20 protein-coding genes are annotated in these 15,661 nt (G+C 43.2%); 6 read left to right on the top strand and 14 right to left on the bottom strand.

The features are described 5' to 3' along the window. Positions 1–25 precede the first annotated feature (25 nt). Positions 26–793 (bottom strand): hypothetical protein, encoded by a 768-nt coding sequence (locus BUC10_RS08745; protein WP_073178461.1) that lies wholly within the window; start codon positions 791–793, stop codon positions 26–28. Positions 794–995: 202 nt separating this feature from the next. Here BUC10_RS08745 and BUC10_RS08750 point away from each other — a divergent pair, with 202 nt between their 5' ends. After that, positions 996–1,580: a Crp/Fnr family transcriptional regulator gene (locus BUC10_RS08750; protein ID WP_073178463.1), complete on the top strand. Its 585-nt coding sequence runs from the start codon at positions 996–998 to the stop codon at positions 1,578–1,580. 174 nt (positions 1,581–1,754) lie between these two features. Here the strand turns inward: BUC10_RS08750 and BUC10_RS08755 are convergent, their stop codons facing one another. The 13 genes from BUC10_RS08755 to BUC10_RS08815 form a co-directional block, all read right to left on the bottom strand. Beyond that, on the bottom strand, positions 1,755–2,330 hold the full coding sequence (locus tag BUC10_RS08755) for a uracil-DNA glycosylase family protein (protein WP_073178465.1): 576 nt from the start codon (positions 2,328–2,330) through the stop codon (positions 1,755–1,757). 112 nt (positions 2,331–2,442) lie between these two features. Continuing rightward, positions 2,443–2,796 (bottom strand): SPW repeat domain-containing protein, encoded by a 354-nt coding sequence (locus tag BUC10_RS08760; protein WP_073178468.1) that lies wholly within the window; start codon positions 2,794–2,796, stop codon positions 2,443–2,445. Positions 2,797–2,800: 4 nt separating this feature from the next. After that, the gene (locus tag BUC10_RS08765; RefSeq protein WP_073178471.1) at positions 2,801–3,274 is read right to left on the bottom strand and encodes a YHS domain-containing (seleno)protein; all 474 of its coding nucleotides are present in this window, start codon (positions 3,272–3,274) and stop codon (positions 2,801–2,803) included. Positions 3,275–3,451: 177 nt separating this feature from the next. Further along, entirely contained in the window at positions 3,452–3,805 is a 354-nt protein-coding gene (locus tag BUC10_RS08770; RefSeq protein ID WP_073178473.1) for a hypothetical protein, read from the bottom strand. 108 nt (positions 3,806–3,913) lie between these two features. Next, positions 3,914–4,966, bottom strand: coding sequence for an AraC family transcriptional regulator (locus tag BUC10_RS08775; protein WP_245812802.1), 1,053 nt, complete (start codon positions 4,964–4,966; stop codon positions 3,914–3,916). Between the two features lie 44 nt (positions 4,967–5,010). Next, positions 5,011–6,069 carry an NAD(P)H-dependent flavin oxidoreductase gene (locus BUC10_RS08780; protein ID WP_073178475.1) on the bottom strand — a complete coding sequence of 353 codons (1,059 nt, stop codon included), beginning with the start codon at positions 6,067–6,069 and terminating at the stop codon, positions 5,011–5,013. Further along, positions 6,059–6,427, bottom strand: a complete 369-nt coding sequence (locus tag BUC10_RS08785; protein ID WP_073178477.1) for a nuclear transport factor 2 family protein — start codon at positions 6,425–6,427, stop codon at positions 6,059–6,061. Before BUC10_RS08785 ends, BUC10_RS08780 begins: the two co-directional genes overlap by 11 nt. Positions 6,428–6,437: 10 nt before the next feature. Then, entirely contained in the window at positions 6,438–7,181 is a 744-nt protein-coding gene (locus BUC10_RS08790) for an SDR family NAD(P)-dependent oxidoreductase (protein WP_073178479.1), read from the bottom strand. Position 7,182: 1 nt separating this feature from the next. Beyond that, a complete protein-coding gene (locus BUC10_RS08795) occupies positions 7,183–7,383 on the bottom strand; it encodes a tautomerase family protein (RefSeq protein WP_073178481.1) in 201 nt (66 codons plus the stop codon). Between the two features lie 104 nt (positions 7,384–7,487). Then, positions 7,488–8,045, bottom strand: coding sequence for a Crp/Fnr family transcriptional regulator (locus tag BUC10_RS08800; protein WP_073178483.1), 558 nt, complete (start codon positions 8,043–8,045; stop codon positions 7,488–7,490). Positions 8,046–8,056: 11 nt separating this feature from the next. Beyond that, the gene (gene rsmI, locus BUC10_RS08805; protein ID WP_073178486.1) at positions 8,057–8,728 is read right to left on the bottom strand and encodes a 16S rRNA (cytidine(1402)-2'-O)-methyltransferase; all 672 of its coding nucleotides are present in this window, start codon (positions 8,726–8,728) and stop codon (positions 8,057–8,059) included. Between the two features lie 9 nt (positions 8,729–8,737). Next, the gene (locus BUC10_RS08810) at positions 8,738–9,094 is read right to left on the bottom strand and encodes a DoxX family protein (protein WP_073178488.1); all 357 of its coding nucleotides are present in this window, start codon (positions 9,092–9,094) and stop codon (positions 8,738–8,740) included. A gap of 55 nt (positions 9,095–9,149) precedes the next feature. Continuing rightward, positions 9,150–9,824, bottom strand: coding sequence for a hypothetical protein (locus BUC10_RS08815; RefSeq protein WP_073178491.1), 675 nt, complete (start codon positions 9,822–9,824; stop codon positions 9,150–9,152). Positions 9,825–9,982: 158 nt separating this feature from the next. Here BUC10_RS08815 and BUC10_RS08820 point away from each other — a divergent pair, with 158 nt between their 5' ends. From BUC10_RS08820 to BUC10_RS08840, 5 genes are all read left to right on the top strand, one after another. After that, positions 9,983–10,627: a thymidine kinase gene (locus tag BUC10_RS08820; RefSeq protein WP_073178493.1), complete on the top strand. Its 645-nt coding sequence runs from the start codon at positions 9,983–9,985 to the stop codon at positions 10,625–10,627. Further along, positions 10,599–11,729: an alanine racemase gene (gene alr, locus BUC10_RS08825; RefSeq protein WP_245812803.1), complete on the top strand. Its 1,131-nt coding sequence runs from the start codon at positions 10,599–10,601 to the stop codon at positions 11,727–11,729. The genes BUC10_RS08820 and alr overlap by 29 nt, the downstream gene beginning before the upstream one ends. A gap of 75 nt (positions 11,730–11,804) precedes the next feature. After that, on the top strand, positions 11,805–12,206 hold the full coding sequence (gene mscL / locus BUC10_RS08830) for a large-conductance mechanosensitive channel protein MscL (protein ID WP_073178495.1): 402 nt from the start codon (positions 11,805–11,807) through the stop codon (positions 12,204–12,206). A gap of 182 nt (positions 12,207–12,388) precedes the next feature. Further along, positions 12,389–13,402, top strand: a complete 1,014-nt coding sequence (locus tag BUC10_RS08835; protein ID WP_073178497.1) for an aspartate-semialdehyde dehydrogenase — start codon at positions 12,389–12,391, stop codon at positions 13,400–13,402. Positions 13,403–13,483: 81 nt separating this feature from the next. Further along, on the top strand, positions 13,484–15,637 hold the full coding sequence (locus tag BUC10_RS08840) for a prolyl oligopeptidase family serine peptidase (protein WP_073178500.1): 2,154 nt from the start codon (positions 13,484–13,486) through the stop codon (positions 15,635–15,637). Positions 15,638–15,661 lie beyond the last annotated feature (24 nt).

Here is a 15,661-nt window from a genome sequence, read left to right on the forward strand (position 1 = left end):
TCAATTTGACTTTCCCGAACAGCATTTATTGTTTCATGTATTCCACTGTAGACTTATCCAGTTCAAGGAACAAATAGTTACTATTGTCACTACGAAAAACAATTTTTCCGTGAAATCTGGGGTCTTCAGAAAGGAGGTTAAAATGCATCTCACCATCAATCGCTTCTCCTTCGGAGACATCTATATCGGTGGTCAAACCATCTTCATTGATACGGACTATGTTTTTACCATTCCCTTTTAAGAGGATCAATACCCCAATGGCTTCTTCACTCTTAATGCCCCCATCGGAAAATTTGGTCACTTTGTGATCAAAAGGATGCACTCCTGACCAATTGGCAACATCTATCGTACTATCGGAATTAACGAACAAAGGGGCGGTCCTTGGCGGATCAGCATCCTGGTCTGGAGGAGAAAGCGCATATTCCGTGGCTTTTTGGGCAGATACCAAAACCAGTTTATTCCCATTTAAATCGCGAATAGCAAGGTCCACAATCCTTTCATTCCCTTCAAGATTTAGCGTAACCTTAAGGGCTTCCGATTCTTTAAGATATTCCCATTTTGCGTTAACTTCCATACCATTTTCCGCCTTGATGTTCATTGTTCCATCTGCATTAAACGTAAATATCTCTTTGTTTCTGGTAGGGTGCATTTCGCCCCCCTCTGGCTCGCCCACTTTCACCGCATACCATGTTTTGATAAGTTCAGTTGGAGCATTCCCATCTTGAGAAAGCGTTTGGAAGTTGATACATAAAACAAGGCTGAAAGAAAGAAGTAATCTTAACTGTAAATGCATGAGTCTATTTTTTTGTTATCTGGTTTTTCAATGATTGGCAATTGGTTTAACCGCTGACATTTAAGTTATCGGTTTTGGATGGAAAAAGCTATTACTTGCTTATAAATGGATCTATTCCGTTTATAAATGGTCCATCTTGGCAAGTTTCAAGAAGGAATGAAAGGGATATTTTGGATTATTTTTAGCACAAATTTCTTGTTGTATGGATTCTGAAACCTTCCTTCGCCTAAAGGCATTCTTCCCTCAAGTTATTATGACCGAAGAAGAGGAAAATCATTTTAAATCCCTTTGGTCAGTAAAGACGTTTAACCAATACGACCTTATCACCGAAGCCGGAAGCGTTGAACGCTATTTTTATTTTGTGTTGGAGGGGGTGCAGGCCATTTATATTTTGAATGAAAAAGGGGAGAAAGTGGTGCTGGGCTTTTCGTATTCTGGAAGTCCCTCCGGGGCCTTTGATTCCTTCATCAAAAAACAGCCTTCCGACACGTTTCTGGAAGCCTTGAAACCATCAAAAATGCTGGCCATTTCCTATGGGGATTATCAAAGCTTGTTTCAAAATTATCCTGATTTTTATGCATGGGGGCATGAGTTTTTTCAAAACATCTTGTTTGGAAGGTTGAGCCGCGAAGTTGAACTCTTGACGCTTTCCGCGGAACAGCGGTACAAGGCCTTTATGCAACGTTGCCCGGACGAGTTGAAAGTCATTCCCCAAAAATACTTGGCCTCCTACCTCAACATGACGCCCGAGACGTTCAGTAGATTGCGTTCCTCAGCTTCGTACTGAAAGACTTCTCGATACTAAATTCCTTCGGAATTTAACTCGAAGTGAAGTTCTAAAGAAGCTTCCGTCAGTTTGAGTGATTTTTGCAAGAAAATCGTATCGAAAACAAGGAAGTTGTTGGCTAAAAAGACTTCTCGATACTTCCCGAAGTAAGTTCGGGATATTCGAAGTGACGGGCTAGAGTTTAAGTTGTTTGCTTATCCGTTTTTGAAACTCTGGGATGACGTCCGTTTCAAACCACGGATTCTTGCTCAACCAAAATCGGTTCCGGGGCGAAGGGTGAGGCAGCACAAAATAGTTGGGGAGGTAGTTTTCAAAATTTCTGACCGTCTCGGTGAGGTTACGTTCTCGTTTGGCCTCCAAGTAATGCTTTTGGGAGTACTGCCCAATTAAAATGGTCAGTTTTATGTTTGGCATTTGGTCCAACAATTGTTGGTGCCATTGCGGGGCACATTCGGGTCGGGGAGGTAGATCTCCAGATTTCCCCTTACCGGGATAGCAGAAGCCCATAGGCATCTGGGCAATCTGGGTCTCATCATAAAAAGTCTCATCAGTAACGCCCATCCATTTTCTTAGCTGTTTTCCACTTTGATCGTCCCAGGGCACGCCTGTTTTATGCACTTTGGTGCCCGGTGCATGGCCAATGATCAGGATTTTGGCTTCGGGATGGCCGGCCACAATGGGTCGTGGACCCAATGGAAGGTGCGCTGCGCACACTTCACACTTACGAATAGCTGAAAGTAATTGTTTCATAAAATCAAATGGAATTTACCAAAAACAAGAAACACCCCAACATAACGCTGGGGCATTTCATCACACAACCTATCATGAAAAAGGTTCCTTCGGCATAAACTTCAGCGGTGCTTTACTCACTCAATTCCGGTTTATGAAGGCTTACCACAACAAGTACGGCAGCCCCATTTATCCAATAGTAGTATCCATCCAGTCCTTTAAAGGACAGTATAAAGGGTGCCAAAATAAATACAACGGCGACCAAAAAATCTACCAATAAATGATACTTATAGGGAATTACCCTAAATACACCAAGATGGTGGTCTGTCAACAAGGTCAGCACCAGGGCCGCCACTCCCACAGCGACTGAAAGTTGCAGTGCCAACGGATTGGAACTTCCCAAGCCCAACAAAAAGGGTAATGCCATCAGTGCAATTGCGACCGGATAGTCCAGAAAAGCGTGTATTCTTTTTGTTACGAACTTCATGATTCTAGTTATAGGTTTTACTTAACTGCTTCCAGTTGGTATCCGCAGTGCTCTTCAACTTTTTATGATTGTTTTCAGCCAACCATAATTGTTGGGCATCCAGCTCCAAATTATAGAGATACAAAAAGTACTCCCCATCCTTTACTATGAATTTATTGGGGTCTGGTCTAAACTTGGCGCCTGCATAAACTCCAAAGGCGCAGAAACCGCCGTATTGGGGTAAATATTTGCTAGGGTTCGCATCGAACTTCTTCTTTTGCTCGGCGTCGGTGAAGTAATACACCACCTTGTTATGCTCCGATTTATGTGCCTTAAGTCCTTTTTGGGCAATCCCCAAATCCAAATAGGATACCGGACTGTACCCCTGCAGGGCTATATTGCTATTATCAATGTTATTTGCTTTTTTATCCTGTGCAAAGCCCATGGAACTAATGGCCAAAGCGAAAATGATCGTTGCTGTTTTTATTGAATTTTTCATTGTTTTATTTTTTAATTATTTGTTTTTAGTGTTGTTCAATATTCCTTTTGCTACACCACTGGTGTCATATTGTTTTCCCCACCGGGCCCTGGTAAAAAGGGAGCCAAAATCAAACCGATCCCGGCTTAGTAATCGGCCACGTCTTGTAGTGTTAGAGGAATACATTTGAACTTCGTTTTACTGAGCGTTGAAATATTCTTCCTGTACTACTTCTCCTTTGTCATTCCAGATGCGACGAATGATCTCGTGCCAGTAAATTTTACTGTTATCCTTCATATTGAAGTCAAAAGTGAATTCCGAAGCTGATACATTTCCATCCACAAGGGTGTGGTGATGGGTAATGCCATTAACTTGGGCGATCGCCCCTGCGAAGCCTTCCATTTTTTCGACCATCTGTTGCTTGTTTGTGGTCGCCAATCCATTATAGTCAGACGTTGTGGCGTCTTCGGCAAAAAATTGCTGTACCGCCTCTACAATGGCTCCCTTGCTTACAATGCCATCCATTTCTGTGGCCAATGTCTTAATATCCATTTCTTTTATTTTTAATGATTAAACAAATTTTGGGTTGTAATTACATGGCAAATTTCCGATAGCTTGGGCCGTCGGTTGCTACAAAAAAGACGCCAGTTCTTGTACTTTTTAGGAATGGAATTCAGACGGAGTGATTCCGGTCTGATGCTTGAAGAAATTGGAGAAATGATTGGGTTCCTCAAAACCCAGCTGCAGTGAGATCTCTTTTACCGATTCCCCTTCATGAAGTAGGCGCTTGGAAGTAAGGATGATTTCATTGCGAATAAGCCGCCCTAGGGAATCATTCATTTTAGCCCGCGTTTTCTTGGAAAGTGCCTTGACGGATAGATTCATTTTATCCGCATAAAAACCCAATGCCCTTTGCTCATGATGGTACTCTTGTATCAGTTGCAGAAGGTCGTCGACAAAGGAATCTTTTTTATTAAAATCGAAGTTGTTGCGGAAGTCGGTTGGGGAATAGCCCGTGTTCTTTTTGAACAGCCTGTTGAAGTAGGCCGGATCCTTGAAGCCAAGATCATAGGAAACCTCCTGAACGTTTTTATCGGTAAAGGCCAGTTCTTTTTGACTTTCCACCAACTTTTTGTTGGCGAACAACCGCTTTATGGTAATGCCCAGCTTATCCTTGACCAGAGCATGTGCTTTATACCCATTGTCCCGCACTATGGCCTCAAAATCTTTGTTGGTAAGATGGTTTTGGTATTCTTTGTCTATGACCTCTTTGATATCAAAAATAACCTGGTATTCGTCCTTGCTGGCATTAAAGGGGTTCTGCCAATGCCATTGTTTTAGGGATACATCTATGATATCTGTGGAATTGGGTTCAAAAACGGTTTCCGAAAGGTACTTTTGGCATTCGTCGCATTCTTTAAAATCGATATAGCCCAAAGAAATGAGGTGTTTGAACAACACCCGTACCTCCTTGTTATGGAAGAGCTCTTTGCTGGGAAACTCGATAGTACGCACCACAAAATCCCCTGAAAGGAACTTAATGTATTGGCCTTTTTCCAAATAAATGGCCTTGTCCTGCCAGTTGCTGTAGTTCTTAAAATCGACCTGAATGCTCCCCGAACCGGATAATATGTGGAATAGGGTATACTGGTTGATGAAGTACACCTTGTTGATTTCCGGAATGAGCTTTTGGACCATGGTCAGTGCAAACAAAGTAGCCTTAACTTGGTCGAAATCAAACCACAAAGCTAACGACGTCAATCATCTAAATCCCTTACCAAAGAGGAGAAAAGTTCTGAAGCCTTTGTAAACTTTAATTTGGAGGTGGGTTGTCCTGCCCAGTAGGCCATTAAATCCATATCGCCCCGTTCTAGATACTTTTTGCGCAAATGTGCTAAAAAAGAGCTCTGTAAGGGGTAAGGCGCTACTTCGGTTTTGATGTGGTCATCCACAAACTTCGATTGTATCACTCTACCATAACGCCCAGTAAAAACCTTGGTCAAAGTTGTGGTATAGCCTGTCTCTGAAAACAATCGCTTCTTATGATGTTGTGGAGCTCCGGATTCCCCGGTCGCCAAAAACACCGTTCCCAACTGTACCCCAGAAGCACCCAAAGCAAACATTTTCTTGATATCATTAGATGTGGTGATTCCACCTGCCGCGATGACCGGTATGCTTACTTTTTCAATCACCTTTGGAAGTAGTTTGTTCGTTTCCAAAAAGGATTTGGCATTGGGCTCCAAGAATGCGGCTCGGTGTCCGCCAGCTGCATTTCCGGTAGCTACGACCAAATCAGCTCCTCCAGCTTCTATAAATTCTGCTTCTTCCACCGTGGTGGCGGTTCCAATGATCTTACTCCCTCCCTTTTTAAGTTCTTTGATTACCTCCGCTTCGGGCAATCCAAAAATAAAGCTGGCCACCGGAGGTCTGGATTTGATAACCGCAGCAAGCTGCTCATCATAATCCGGTGCAGTGGTCGATATTTCTTTTGGGGGCTCCAAGTTTTCCTTTTCAAACAGCGGTAAAAAGGGTCGCTGTACAGCCTCAAAATCAGTTGGTGTAAATGATTTAATGGGGTCGTTTTTTAGCGGTACCCACAGATTCAAGGCATAGGGTTTAGCCGTTCGTTTTTTGATTTCGTCATTGACCTTGATTATTTCATCTGGCTGATAGGCATTCAGCCCAAAAGACCCCATTCCGCCTAAATTGGATACTGTAGAGATTAGTTTGGCAGTAGAAAATCTACCGCCAAACGGCCCCTGAATTATAGGGTAATCAACTTCCAAAAGCTCGGATACCTTTGTTCTATTCCACATGGGCAAACAATTTGTTTACTATAGACCACTTTCCATCTGCATGGTACAGAGATAGAAAATCATAGTAATTAAAGCCCAGCATGGGTAAATGGGCCTTAACCAAAGCCAATCTACCTATAATTTCCATACCCACAATCTCCATTTTAAAATCCTCCCCCAGCTCTCTAGGGCTCTTTCTTTGTTTCACAGATTCAAGGTATGGGCCCATTTCTCTTTCATAAGGTTCTCCCTTAATGTCCCCATAAAGCATTGCCTTTTTGCTAAATGCACTTTCCAAAAGGTCGATGTCCCCTTGATAAATACCATTGAAATAATCAAGTACCACTGTTTCTATTTCCTTTATCTTGTTCTCAAACATGGCCCTGGATTTAAATTGCGTGTCCAATAGTATGACCCCCAGCTACGTTGATGGTCTCCCCGGTCACAAATTCGGCCTGTGCCAAATAATAGGCTGTTTCCGCTACCTCTTCAGCTTCCCCAATGCGATTCAATAAATGTAATCCGGCCAAGCTATCGGCATCTTCCACTCCAATTTTACCCTGCAATGGACTTCTAATGATTCCGGGAGAAATGGTATTTATCTTGATGTTGTCCTTCCCATACTCCGCGGCCAACTGCCTTGTAAAAGTATGTATCGCCCCCTTGCTTGAAACCGCCGCACTAGCTGGAAAACCAGAGATGGCATGGTCCACCAATACCGTTCCTATGTTAATGATACTTCCGCCCTGTTGTTTCAACATTTGGGGAATTACGGCCTGACTCGCATAATACGTTCCCTTAAAGTTGGTTGTAAGGTAACGGTCCAAATCACTTTCTTCCACCTCTAAAAAAGGCTTGGAATGAAACACTCCTGCATTGTTGATCAACACATCCACCGAACCAAATTTGTCCAAGGCCGCTTGGGTCAATTCCCTTCCAGTGGTCTTTTTCCCAACATCCCCGCTTACGGTTATCGCATTGGAGGGGCTTCCCAAATCTTGATATGCCTTTTCCAATCGTTCCGGATTGTTGGCATTCATGACCACATTGGTCCCTTTTTCAATAAATAGCTTCGCTATGGCATATCCAATACCCGTGGAAGCTCCTGTTACAATTACTGTTTTACCTTTCATTTTACTGTTGCTTTTTTAATTTTCCGTATTGTTCTCCACTAACCCCCCAGTTATCTATATGCACTTCGTCTATAACGATATGGGTTGTTTTTGGGTCTTTGTCCAAAACATTGACCAAAAGATCTGTTACTCCTTGAATGAGTTTTCTTTTTTGTGCTGAGGTGACACCTTCATCCGTCACCTTAATGTTTACATAAGGCATTTTGTATTCATTTAAAACAGGACAAAGTTGGGCCGAAGACAGGCCAAATGAAATGAGCTATCTCACTAATTTGAAGTGATGTAGGTCACAAGTGGATGCGTTGTCTAATACAACCGGCTTAGGGTTTCGCGAGAGACCCCAAGGTAAGAAGCAATCATTTTCTTGGAGACTCTTTGAATGATATTGGGGTATTGGGCGCACATAAGTTCGTAACGTTCTTTGGCGGTATTTTTGAGCAAGGACAGAACCCGGTTTTGGGAGGCGATATAGCCCAATTTGGTTTTTCTGGCCCAAAATTGTTGCATCTTTTGAAGTTCGGCGCTCAGCTTCTCCCGATTCTCCTTGGTAATATAAAGTAGCTCGCTATCCTCAAGGCAGTCCACATATATTTGGGTTTTCATGCCTTTTTCAAAGGCTTGGTAATCGGTAATCCACCAATCCTCAACTGCAAATTGGATGATGTGCTCCTTCCCCAACTCATCCAATACATAGGCTCTTAGACAGCCCTTTATGACCCAGAATTCATTGTTTATCCACTCACCTTCCTGCATCAGGTATTGGTGTTTTCGTTTGTTGATCGGGGTAAAGTGACTTAGAATAAAATCGAATTCTGCATCTTCCAGCGAAACTACTTCCTCTATATGTCTGCGTAAGGGATGCATTTTAAAACAATTTATTTTTTGCCGCCCACCACAATCACAAACTCGCCCTTAGGTGGTTTTTGGGTGAAATGATGTATTAGTTCAGTTGAAGTTCCCCGAACTGTTTCCTCATACATTTTGGTCAGCTCCCGGGAAACCGAAACCGGTCTGTCCTCACCAAAGTACTCCGAAAAATGGGTAAGGGTCTTTAGCAACTTATGTGGTGATTCATAAAACACCATGGTACGGGTTTCTTCCGCCAATAACTTTAGGCGGGTCTGTCTTCCTTTTTTTACCGGAAGAAAGCCTTCAAAAACAAAACGGTCATTGGGCAATCCACTATTGACTAGGGCCGGCACAAAAGCCGTTGCTCCGGGAAGACACTCCACCTCAACCCCCTCTTGCACGCAGGCTCGCGTCAGTAAAAATCCTGGGTCGGAAATTGCGGGAGTTCCTGCATCAGAGATTAGGGCAATGTAAGCCCCTCCCTTTAGTTTTTGAACCAAGGTTTCGACCTGTTTGTGCTCATTGTGCATGTGGTGGCTCTGCAATGGGGTTTCGATTTCGAAATGTTTTAGCAATTTGCCGCTGGTCCGGGTGTCTTCGGCCAGCACGAGGTCAACTTCCTTTAGCACTTTTAGGGCCCGCAAGGTGATATCCTCTAAATTTCCAATAGGTGTTGGAACCAAAATCAATTTTCCCATGTAGTAAAGTTACGGTCTTACCCGTTTTCCGGTGAAATAGGAGGTCAGAACAAAAATAATACCTAAAAGGGCTCCCATATGTTGTCCATCACTTATCATGTAGTGGGCAAAAAACGCCAAAACGGTATTAAAGAAAAAACCGGCATAGGCCCACTCCTTCAACATTTTAGAAAAATTGCCCCAAATAGCGATCAATCCCAAAATTTTGGCAATGGCCAATGGATAAATAAGATAGGTAGGATAACCCATCGCTTCAAAAAAGCCCCTTATGGCCTCGTTGTTGAAAAAATAATTGTAAACGGAAAAAATCATCAAGGCGGTCAACAGAGAGGTAGACAGCCAAAACGCAATCTTAGTGATTTTCATGTGAGTGTTTTTAGGAAGTACGTTCCTAAAATATGAAAAGTAATCGGAAAAGGAGTTAAGCGAACCTTCTTTCGATCAGTGCCATAAAACGGGCTTCATAATCCTCTTTGCCTTCCCAGTTATTATACTCCGGTTTTACCATATTCGTGATAAAGGCTACGGAACGTTCTTCGGTGTCGATGGTATTCAATTGCGACAGCACGCGATTGTAGTCGTTCATATCCTCATTAAAAAGGTGTTTTACAAACGCCAATTTATCATTGAGTCCAACCTGTAATTCTTTGACAAAGGCATCATTTATCGACTTGCCCCCATTGGCTTCTTTCTCCTGACCCGAAAGAATTTCCTTTTCATTTTTCATATAGTCCGCCTTGGCAACAAATTCAGTGAACACATGTTCCACAGCAGTTTCCGTGGGCATTTCAGAGACCATGTCCTTGATGGTGTCCATCCCAGGTACCATTATATCTTCCTCGTGCGGATTGTTTTCTGGAACTGAGATATTGCCGCTCAGCACCGCGTTGGCCATTTTTTCGAAGCGAGAGGCGATGACGTTCTTGGAAACATCAACTTCCACATCGCTCAATTTCTCATCTATAAATTTCAGCACGGCCAGTTTCTCATAAATCTCCTTTGCCTTGTCATACAATTCCGTAAGCTCCCTATCTTCTCTTGAAGTAATAATGTCCGTGGACAACTTTATCAACTCCTCCCTTAATTTCCTTATCATTGCTTCAAATCTTTACTATAAATTTAAACCGATTTTGTTAATGTCCTTACGAACAAAAGGTTAAATTTTAACCTAAAGGCAAGGCATATTTTTTTAGTAGTTTTGTGTTTCTCTTAATTAAAACGAAAAAACTACCCAATTTCGTTCAAAAGTACAGTATGTTTCTCGAAAACACGGTCAACCCCAAAGAACAATTCGGATGGATAGAGGTTATCTCCGGCTCTATGTTCTCTGGAAAGACCGAAGAGCTTATCCGGCGTTTGAGACGTGCACAATTTGCCAAACAGAAAGTCGAAATCTTCAAACCCATTGTTGACACAAGGTATCACGAGGACATGGTAGTCTCCCATGACGCCAACGAAATTCGATCAACCCCGGTTCCGGCTGCAGCAAATATTAGGCTGTTGGCCGATGATTGCGATGTTGTGGGCATTGATGAAGCCCAATTCTTTGACGATGAGATCGTAACAGTTTGCAACGACCTGGCCAATCGTGGAGTTCGGGTGGTGGTTGCAGGACTAGATATGGACTTCAAAGGAAATCCATTTGGTCCCATGCCGGCCCTAATGGCTACCGCTGAATATGTGACCAAAGTGCATGCAGTATGTACCCGAACCGGAAACTTGGCCAACTATAGTTTTAGAAAATCCAATGATGATAATCTGGTCCTCCTAGGAGAAACAGGAGAGTATGAGCCACTAAGCAGAGCTGCTTTCTACAAGGCCATGCTCAAGGAAAAAGTGAGCCAAATGGATGTTGACGCTCAAGAAGTGGATGCTAAAAAGAAGACTGCAGATGGGTAATATTGGAGAGACAACCTTGGAAATAGACCTTTCCGCCTTAGAACATAATTATCATTATCTAAAATCCAAATTATCCTCCGACACTAAATTTCTGGGTGTGGTAAAAGCCTTTGCCTATGGTAGTGATATGGTAATTATAGCGCAAAAATTGGAACGTTTGGGCGCTGACTATCTAGCGGTGGCCTATACCAAAGAAGGTGTTTTGCTTAGAGAAGCCGGTATACAAATCCCTATTCTGGTCTTACATCCCCAGCCCGTAAATTTTGACCATCTGATCCTCCACAAGTTGGAACCTAGTATGTATTCCCCAAAAATCTTGAAGGAATTTCTTGAAATGGCCCAAAAACTGGGTCTGGGGAACTTTCCCATCCATATCAAGTTCAATACGGGGCTGAATAGACTTGGGTTTTGGGAACAGGATGTGGACCATATTGTAGAAATTCTTAACGGTAGAAACGAGGTAAAGGTTGTTTCCATATTTTCACACTTGGCTGCTTCCGAAGACCCAAATGAAAAAGATTTTAGCCTTACCCAAATCAATACCTTCAAAAAAATAAGTCAAGAACTTAACGAAAAATTAGGCTATGCCCCCTTTAGGCATATGCTCAACACATCAGGTATTCTCAATTATCCGGAAGCGCAGTTTGAGATGGCGAGATGCGGTATTGGCTTGTATGGTTATGGCAACGAGTCAACCATAGACCAAGAACTAAAGCCTGTCGCCACCCTAAAAACGGTGATTTCGCAGTTGCATCAGATTGAGCCCAACGAAAGTGTGGGGTATAACCGTGCTTTTACCTCTGATCGGTATCGCACCACCGCAACACTTCCTCTGGGTCATGCGGATGGAATAGGGAGACAGTATGGCAACCAAAAGACTCATGTTTTGGTACATGGAAAAAAAGCACCCATAATTGGGAATGTATGTATGGATATGATCATGGTTGATGTTACTGGAATAGCATGCAAAGAGGGTGATGAAGTAGTTGTTTTTGGAACAGAACAATCTGCCGAGGGTTTTGCAAATACCGCTGGTACAATCTCTTACGAAATACTTACGGCTATATCTTCGAGGGTAAAACGGGTGGTTCTCAACCCCTAATTTCACAGTTTCAGTTGGTCGGAACCCTCATTTTTAATTACATTGTGTACCTATTAACCTCGAAACTATAAAATTATGTTGAAAGAATTTAAAGATTTTGCAATGAAGGGGAACCTGGTTGACATTGCCGTAGGTTTTGTCATGGGTGCCGCCTTTAATAAGGTTGTGGCGTCGTTCACAGGGGGAATTGTATCTCCTTTGATCGGACTCATCTTCAATGCGGATTTCAAAGACTTAAAATATATTATTAATGAAGGAACCATGAACGACGCTGGAGAAAAGGTAGGTGAAGTGGCTGTACTTTATGGAGAGTTTTTAACCAACGTCATCGATTTTATCATTGTTGCATTCGTAATGTTTATGATTGTGAAAGGTGTCAACAAAATGAAGAAAAAGGAAGAAGCTGCTCCAGAAGCTCCAAAAGGGCCTACAACTGAGGAGTTGCTCGCCGAAATTCGTGACGCCCTGAAAAAATAGAAAATCGATTTCCCATATAGGGAAACCGCTACATCACAACTGAAATTAAAAACCGCCAACTGTTTCGCTAACAGTTTGGCGGTTGTTTTATTTATAACAATTTGTTATTTATTAATTATCCCTTTCCAAAATGATGGTTTAGAATAGAATCTGTCCTAAATTTGTCCTTCAAATTAAACGATATGAAAGTAGCGGTTGTTGGAGCCACTGGAATGGTTGGCGAAGTAATGTTGAATGTGTTGGCCGAGCGTAATTTTCCAATCTCGGAATTGCTGTTGGTGGCCTCCGAACGTTCCGTAGGTAAAAAATTGACTTATAAGAACGAAGAACATACCGTAATTGGACTGGCCGATGCCGTGGCCGCCAGACCGGATATTGCTATTTTTTCAGCAGGTGGTGGGACGTCGCTTGACTGGGCACCAAAATTTGCTGAAGCTGGAACCACGGTTATAGATAATTCATCGGCGTGGCGTATGGATCCAACTAAAAAATTGGTTGTTCCGGAAATTAACGCCAACGAACTCACTTCAGAAGATAAGATTATTGCCAACCCCAATTGCTCTACCATTCAAATGGTGATGGCCTTGAATCCATTGCATAAAAAATACCAGATGAAGCGGGTAGTGGTCTCTACCTACCAGTCGGTTTCCGGGACAGGAGTAAAAGCGGTACAGCAATTGGAAAATGAAATTGCCGGTGTCCAAGGTGAAATGGCGTACCCCTATCCTATTGGTCGCAACGCACTGCCCCATTGCGATGTGTTCTTAGAGAACGGCTATACCAAAGAGGAAATGAAATTGGCTCGAGAACCGCAAAAAATCTTGGACGACAGAACCTTCTCTGTTTCCGCCACTGCGGTTAGGATTCCTACCGCTGGAGGGCACTCGGAATCCGTGAATGTGGAGTTCCATAAAGACTTTGACCTAGCAGAAGTTAGGGAATTATTGAGTCAAACTCCGGGCGTGACCGTGCAGGACAACCCTGACACCAATACATACCCCATGCCCATCTATGCCCATGGTAAAGATGATGTTTTTGTGGGCCGTATCAGGCGGGATGAAACGCAACGCAACACCTTGAACATGTGGATTGTTTCGGATAATCTTAGAAAAGGGGCCGCAACAAACGCCGTTCAAATAGCGGAGTATCTTTTAGAAAACAAATTGGTAGCGAATACCTCAGAAGTGGTTTCCTAGTTTACTTGCCAAGCCGTTCAAAAGTTCGTCCTTGGAAGCTTTTTAGATTTGCTTATTTTTATCGGAATCAATCTGATAAAAATGAAACAATTTAGTCTTTTAACTGTTGTAATTGCAATGGCTGCATGTCAAAATCAACCCCAACGTGAACCTATTGTCGTAACCTATCCCGCAACCAAAAAGGTAGATACAGTAGACACCTATTTCGGAACCGAAGTCAAGGACAGCTATCGCTGGCTAGAGGACGATCGCAGTCCCGAAACTGAAGCTTGGGTCAAAGAACAAAATACAGCAACCTTCGGTTATTTGGACCAAATTCCTTTTCGCGACAATCTAAAGAACCGCCTGGAAAAACTGTGGAACTATGAAAAAGTGGGTTCTCCCTTCAAAGAGGGTGACTATACCTATTTCTACAAGAATAATGGCTTGCAGAACCAATACGTGGTCTATCGCAAAAAGGAAGGTGGGGAGGAAGAAGTTTTCCTAGACCCCAATAAATTTTCCGAAGATGGTACTACCTCGCTAATGTCCCTGAATTTTACAAAAGACGGTTCCAAGGCCGCTTATCTAATTTCCGAAGGGGGCAGTGACTGGCGCAAGGGAATTGTTATCAACACCGCGAACAGGGAGATTGTGGAAGATACTTTGGTGGACATCAAATTCAGCGGTATTTCATGGAAAGGGAATGAAGGATTCTTTTACTCCAGCTATGACAAGCCCGAAGGAAGTGAGCTTTCCGCCAAGACGGATCAGCACAAACTCTATTACCATAAATTAGGGACACTACAAGCTGAAGATGAACTGGTGTTTGGTGGAACTCCAGAGGAAAAACACCGCTATGTTGGCGGGAGCGTTTCCGAGGATGGCAAATACTTATTTATCTCCGCTTCGGTTTCCACATCGGGCAACAAATTGTTCTTGAAAGACCTCAGCACTGACCACAGTCCCTTGGTGACCATTTTAGACGATACGGACTCGGACACCTATGTTATTGAAACGGAAGGCTCTCAACTGTTTATGGTTACGAACAGAGGTGCAGCCAATAAGAAGATCATCGCTGTGGACGTAGCCAACCCTACTCCAGAAAACTGGAAGGATATTATCCCAGAAACGGAAAACGTATTGACCGCGGGAACCGGAGGTGGCTATTTCTTCGCCGAATATATGGTTGATGCCATCTCAAAAGTGCTTCAGTACGATTATGAAGGTAACCTGGTGCGTGAAGTGGAACTTCCCGGGGTTGGAAGTGCCAACGGTTTTGGAGGCAAGAAAGAGGAAAAGGAATTCTATTTTTCCTTCACCAATTACAATACCCCAAGCTCCTCATACCGATACAATGTGGAAACCGGCGCTTACGAGCAATATTGGAAACCGGAAATTGATTTCAACCCTGAGGATTATGAATCCACCCAGGTGTTCTACACTTCTAAGGACGGTACTAAGGTTCCTATGATCATCACCTATAAAAAAGGAGTGGAGCTCAATGGTAAAAACCCAACCATTCTCTATGGATATGGAGGGTTCAACATCAGTCTAACCCCATACTTCAGTATTACCAATGCCATTTGGATGGAACAGGGTGGTGTCTACGCGGTTCCCAATCTGAGAGGTGGAGGGGAATATGGGAAAAAATGGCATATAGCCGGCACCAAATTGCAAAAGCAGAACGTCTTTGACGACTTTATTGCGGCTGCCGAATATCTTATCGAAAACAATTATACCTCTTCTGAATACTTGGCCATAAGAGGTGGTTCCAACGGTGGCCTTTTGGTAGGTGCCACCATGACCCAACGCCCAGATTTGATGAAGGTAGCGCTTCCTGCCGTAGGTGTTTTGGATATGCTACGCTACCACACTTTTACCGCAGGTGCAGGATGGGCCTACGATTATGGAACAGCGGAGGAAAGCGAGGAAATGTTCCAATACCTAAAGGGCTACTCTCCTTTACATAATATAAAAGAAGGCACAGCTTATCCCGCTACTTTGGTCACCACAGGGGACCATGACGACCGCGTGGTTCCGGCGCACAGCTTCAAGTTTGCCGCAGAACTTCAAGAGAAACAAGGCGGAGATAGCCCGACCTTGATTCGGATAGAGACCAACGCCGGTCATGGAGCGGGAACCCCAGTGAGCAAAACCATAGAGCAGTACGCCGATATTTTTGGGTTTACCCTCTTTAATATGGGATATGATAAGCTTCCCAACCAGGCAGTTCTAAAGGAATTTAAGGATTAGAAATACTTCAACAGGCATAAAATC

Origin of the sequence: Flagellimonas flava, from assembly GCF_900129665.1 — a bacterium.
GTDB classification, from domain to species: Bacteria; Bacteroidota; Bacteroidia; order Flavobacteriales; family Flavobacteriaceae; genus Flagellimonas; species Flagellimonas flava.

What these genes read in the sequence shown, in the direction of transcription:
- BUC10_RS08745 (WP_073178461.1), bottom strand. Translation starts at nt 793, where the DNA reads ATGCATTTACAGTTAAGATTACTTCTTTCTTTCAGCCTTGTTTTATGT.
- BUC10_RS08750 (WP_073178463.1), top strand. Translation starts at nt 996, where the DNA reads ATGGATTCTGAAACCTTCCTTCGCCTAAAGGCATTCTTCCCTCAAGTT.
- BUC10_RS08755 (WP_073178465.1), bottom strand. Translation starts at nt 2,330, where the DNA reads ATGAAACAATTACTTTCAGCTATTCGTAAGTGTGAAGTGTGCGCAGCG.
- BUC10_RS08760 (WP_073178468.1), bottom strand. Translation starts at nt 2,796, where the DNA reads ATGAAGTTCGTAACAAAAAGAATACACGCTTTTCTGGACTATCCGGTC.
- BUC10_RS08765 (WP_073178471.1), bottom strand. Translation starts at nt 3,274, where the DNA reads ATGAAAAATTCAATAAAAACAGCAACGATCATTTTCGCTTTGGCCATT.
- BUC10_RS08770 (WP_073178473.1), bottom strand. Translation starts at nt 3,805, where the DNA reads ATGGATATTAAGACATTGGCCACAGAAATGGATGGCATTGTAAGCAAG.
- BUC10_RS08780 (WP_073178475.1), bottom strand. Translation starts at nt 6,069, where the DNA reads ATGTGGAATAGAACAAAGGTATCCGAGCTTTTGGAAGTTGATTACCCT.
- BUC10_RS08785 (WP_073178477.1), bottom strand. Translation starts at nt 6,427, where the DNA reads ATGTTTGAGAACAAGATAAAGGAAATAGAAACAGTGGTACTTGATTAT.
- BUC10_RS08790 (WP_073178479.1), bottom strand. Translation starts at nt 7,181, where the DNA reads ATGAAAGGTAAAACAGTAATTGTAACAGGAGCTTCCACGGGTATTGGA.
- BUC10_RS08795 (WP_073178481.1), bottom strand. Translation starts at nt 7,383, where the DNA reads ATGCCTTATGTAAACATTAAGGTGACGGATGAAGGTGTCACCTCAGCA.
- BUC10_RS08800 (WP_073178483.1), bottom strand. Translation starts at nt 8,045, where the DNA reads ATGCATCCCTTACGCAGACATATAGAGGAAGTAGTTTCGCTGGAAGAT.
- rsmI (WP_073178486.1), bottom strand. Translation starts at nt 8,728, where the DNA reads ATGGGAAAATTGATTTTGGTTCCAACACCTATTGGAAATTTAGAGGAT.
- BUC10_RS08810 (WP_073178488.1), bottom strand. Translation starts at nt 9,094, where the DNA reads ATGAAAATCACTAAGATTGCGTTTTGGCTGTCTACCTCTCTGTTGACC.
- BUC10_RS08815 (WP_073178491.1), bottom strand. Translation starts at nt 9,824, where the DNA reads ATGATAAGGAAATTAAGGGAGGAGTTGATAAAGTTGTCCACGGACATT.
- BUC10_RS08820 (WP_073178493.1), top strand. Translation starts at nt 9,983, where the DNA reads ATGTTTCTCGAAAACACGGTCAACCCCAAAGAACAATTCGGATGGATA.
- alr (WP_245812803.1), top strand. Translation starts at nt 10,599, where the DNA reads ATGCTAAAAAGAAGACTGCAGATGGGTAATATTGGAGAGACAACCTTG.
- mscL (WP_073178495.1), top strand. Translation starts at nt 11,805, where the DNA reads ATGTTGAAAGAATTTAAAGATTTTGCAATGAAGGGGAACCTGGTTGAC.
- BUC10_RS08835 (WP_073178497.1), top strand. Translation starts at nt 12,389, where the DNA reads ATGAAAGTAGCGGTTGTTGGAGCCACTGGAATGGTTGGCGAAGTAATG.
- BUC10_RS08840 (WP_073178500.1), top strand. Translation starts at nt 13,484, where the DNA reads ATGAAACAATTTAGTCTTTTAACTGTTGTAATTGCAATGGCTGCATGT.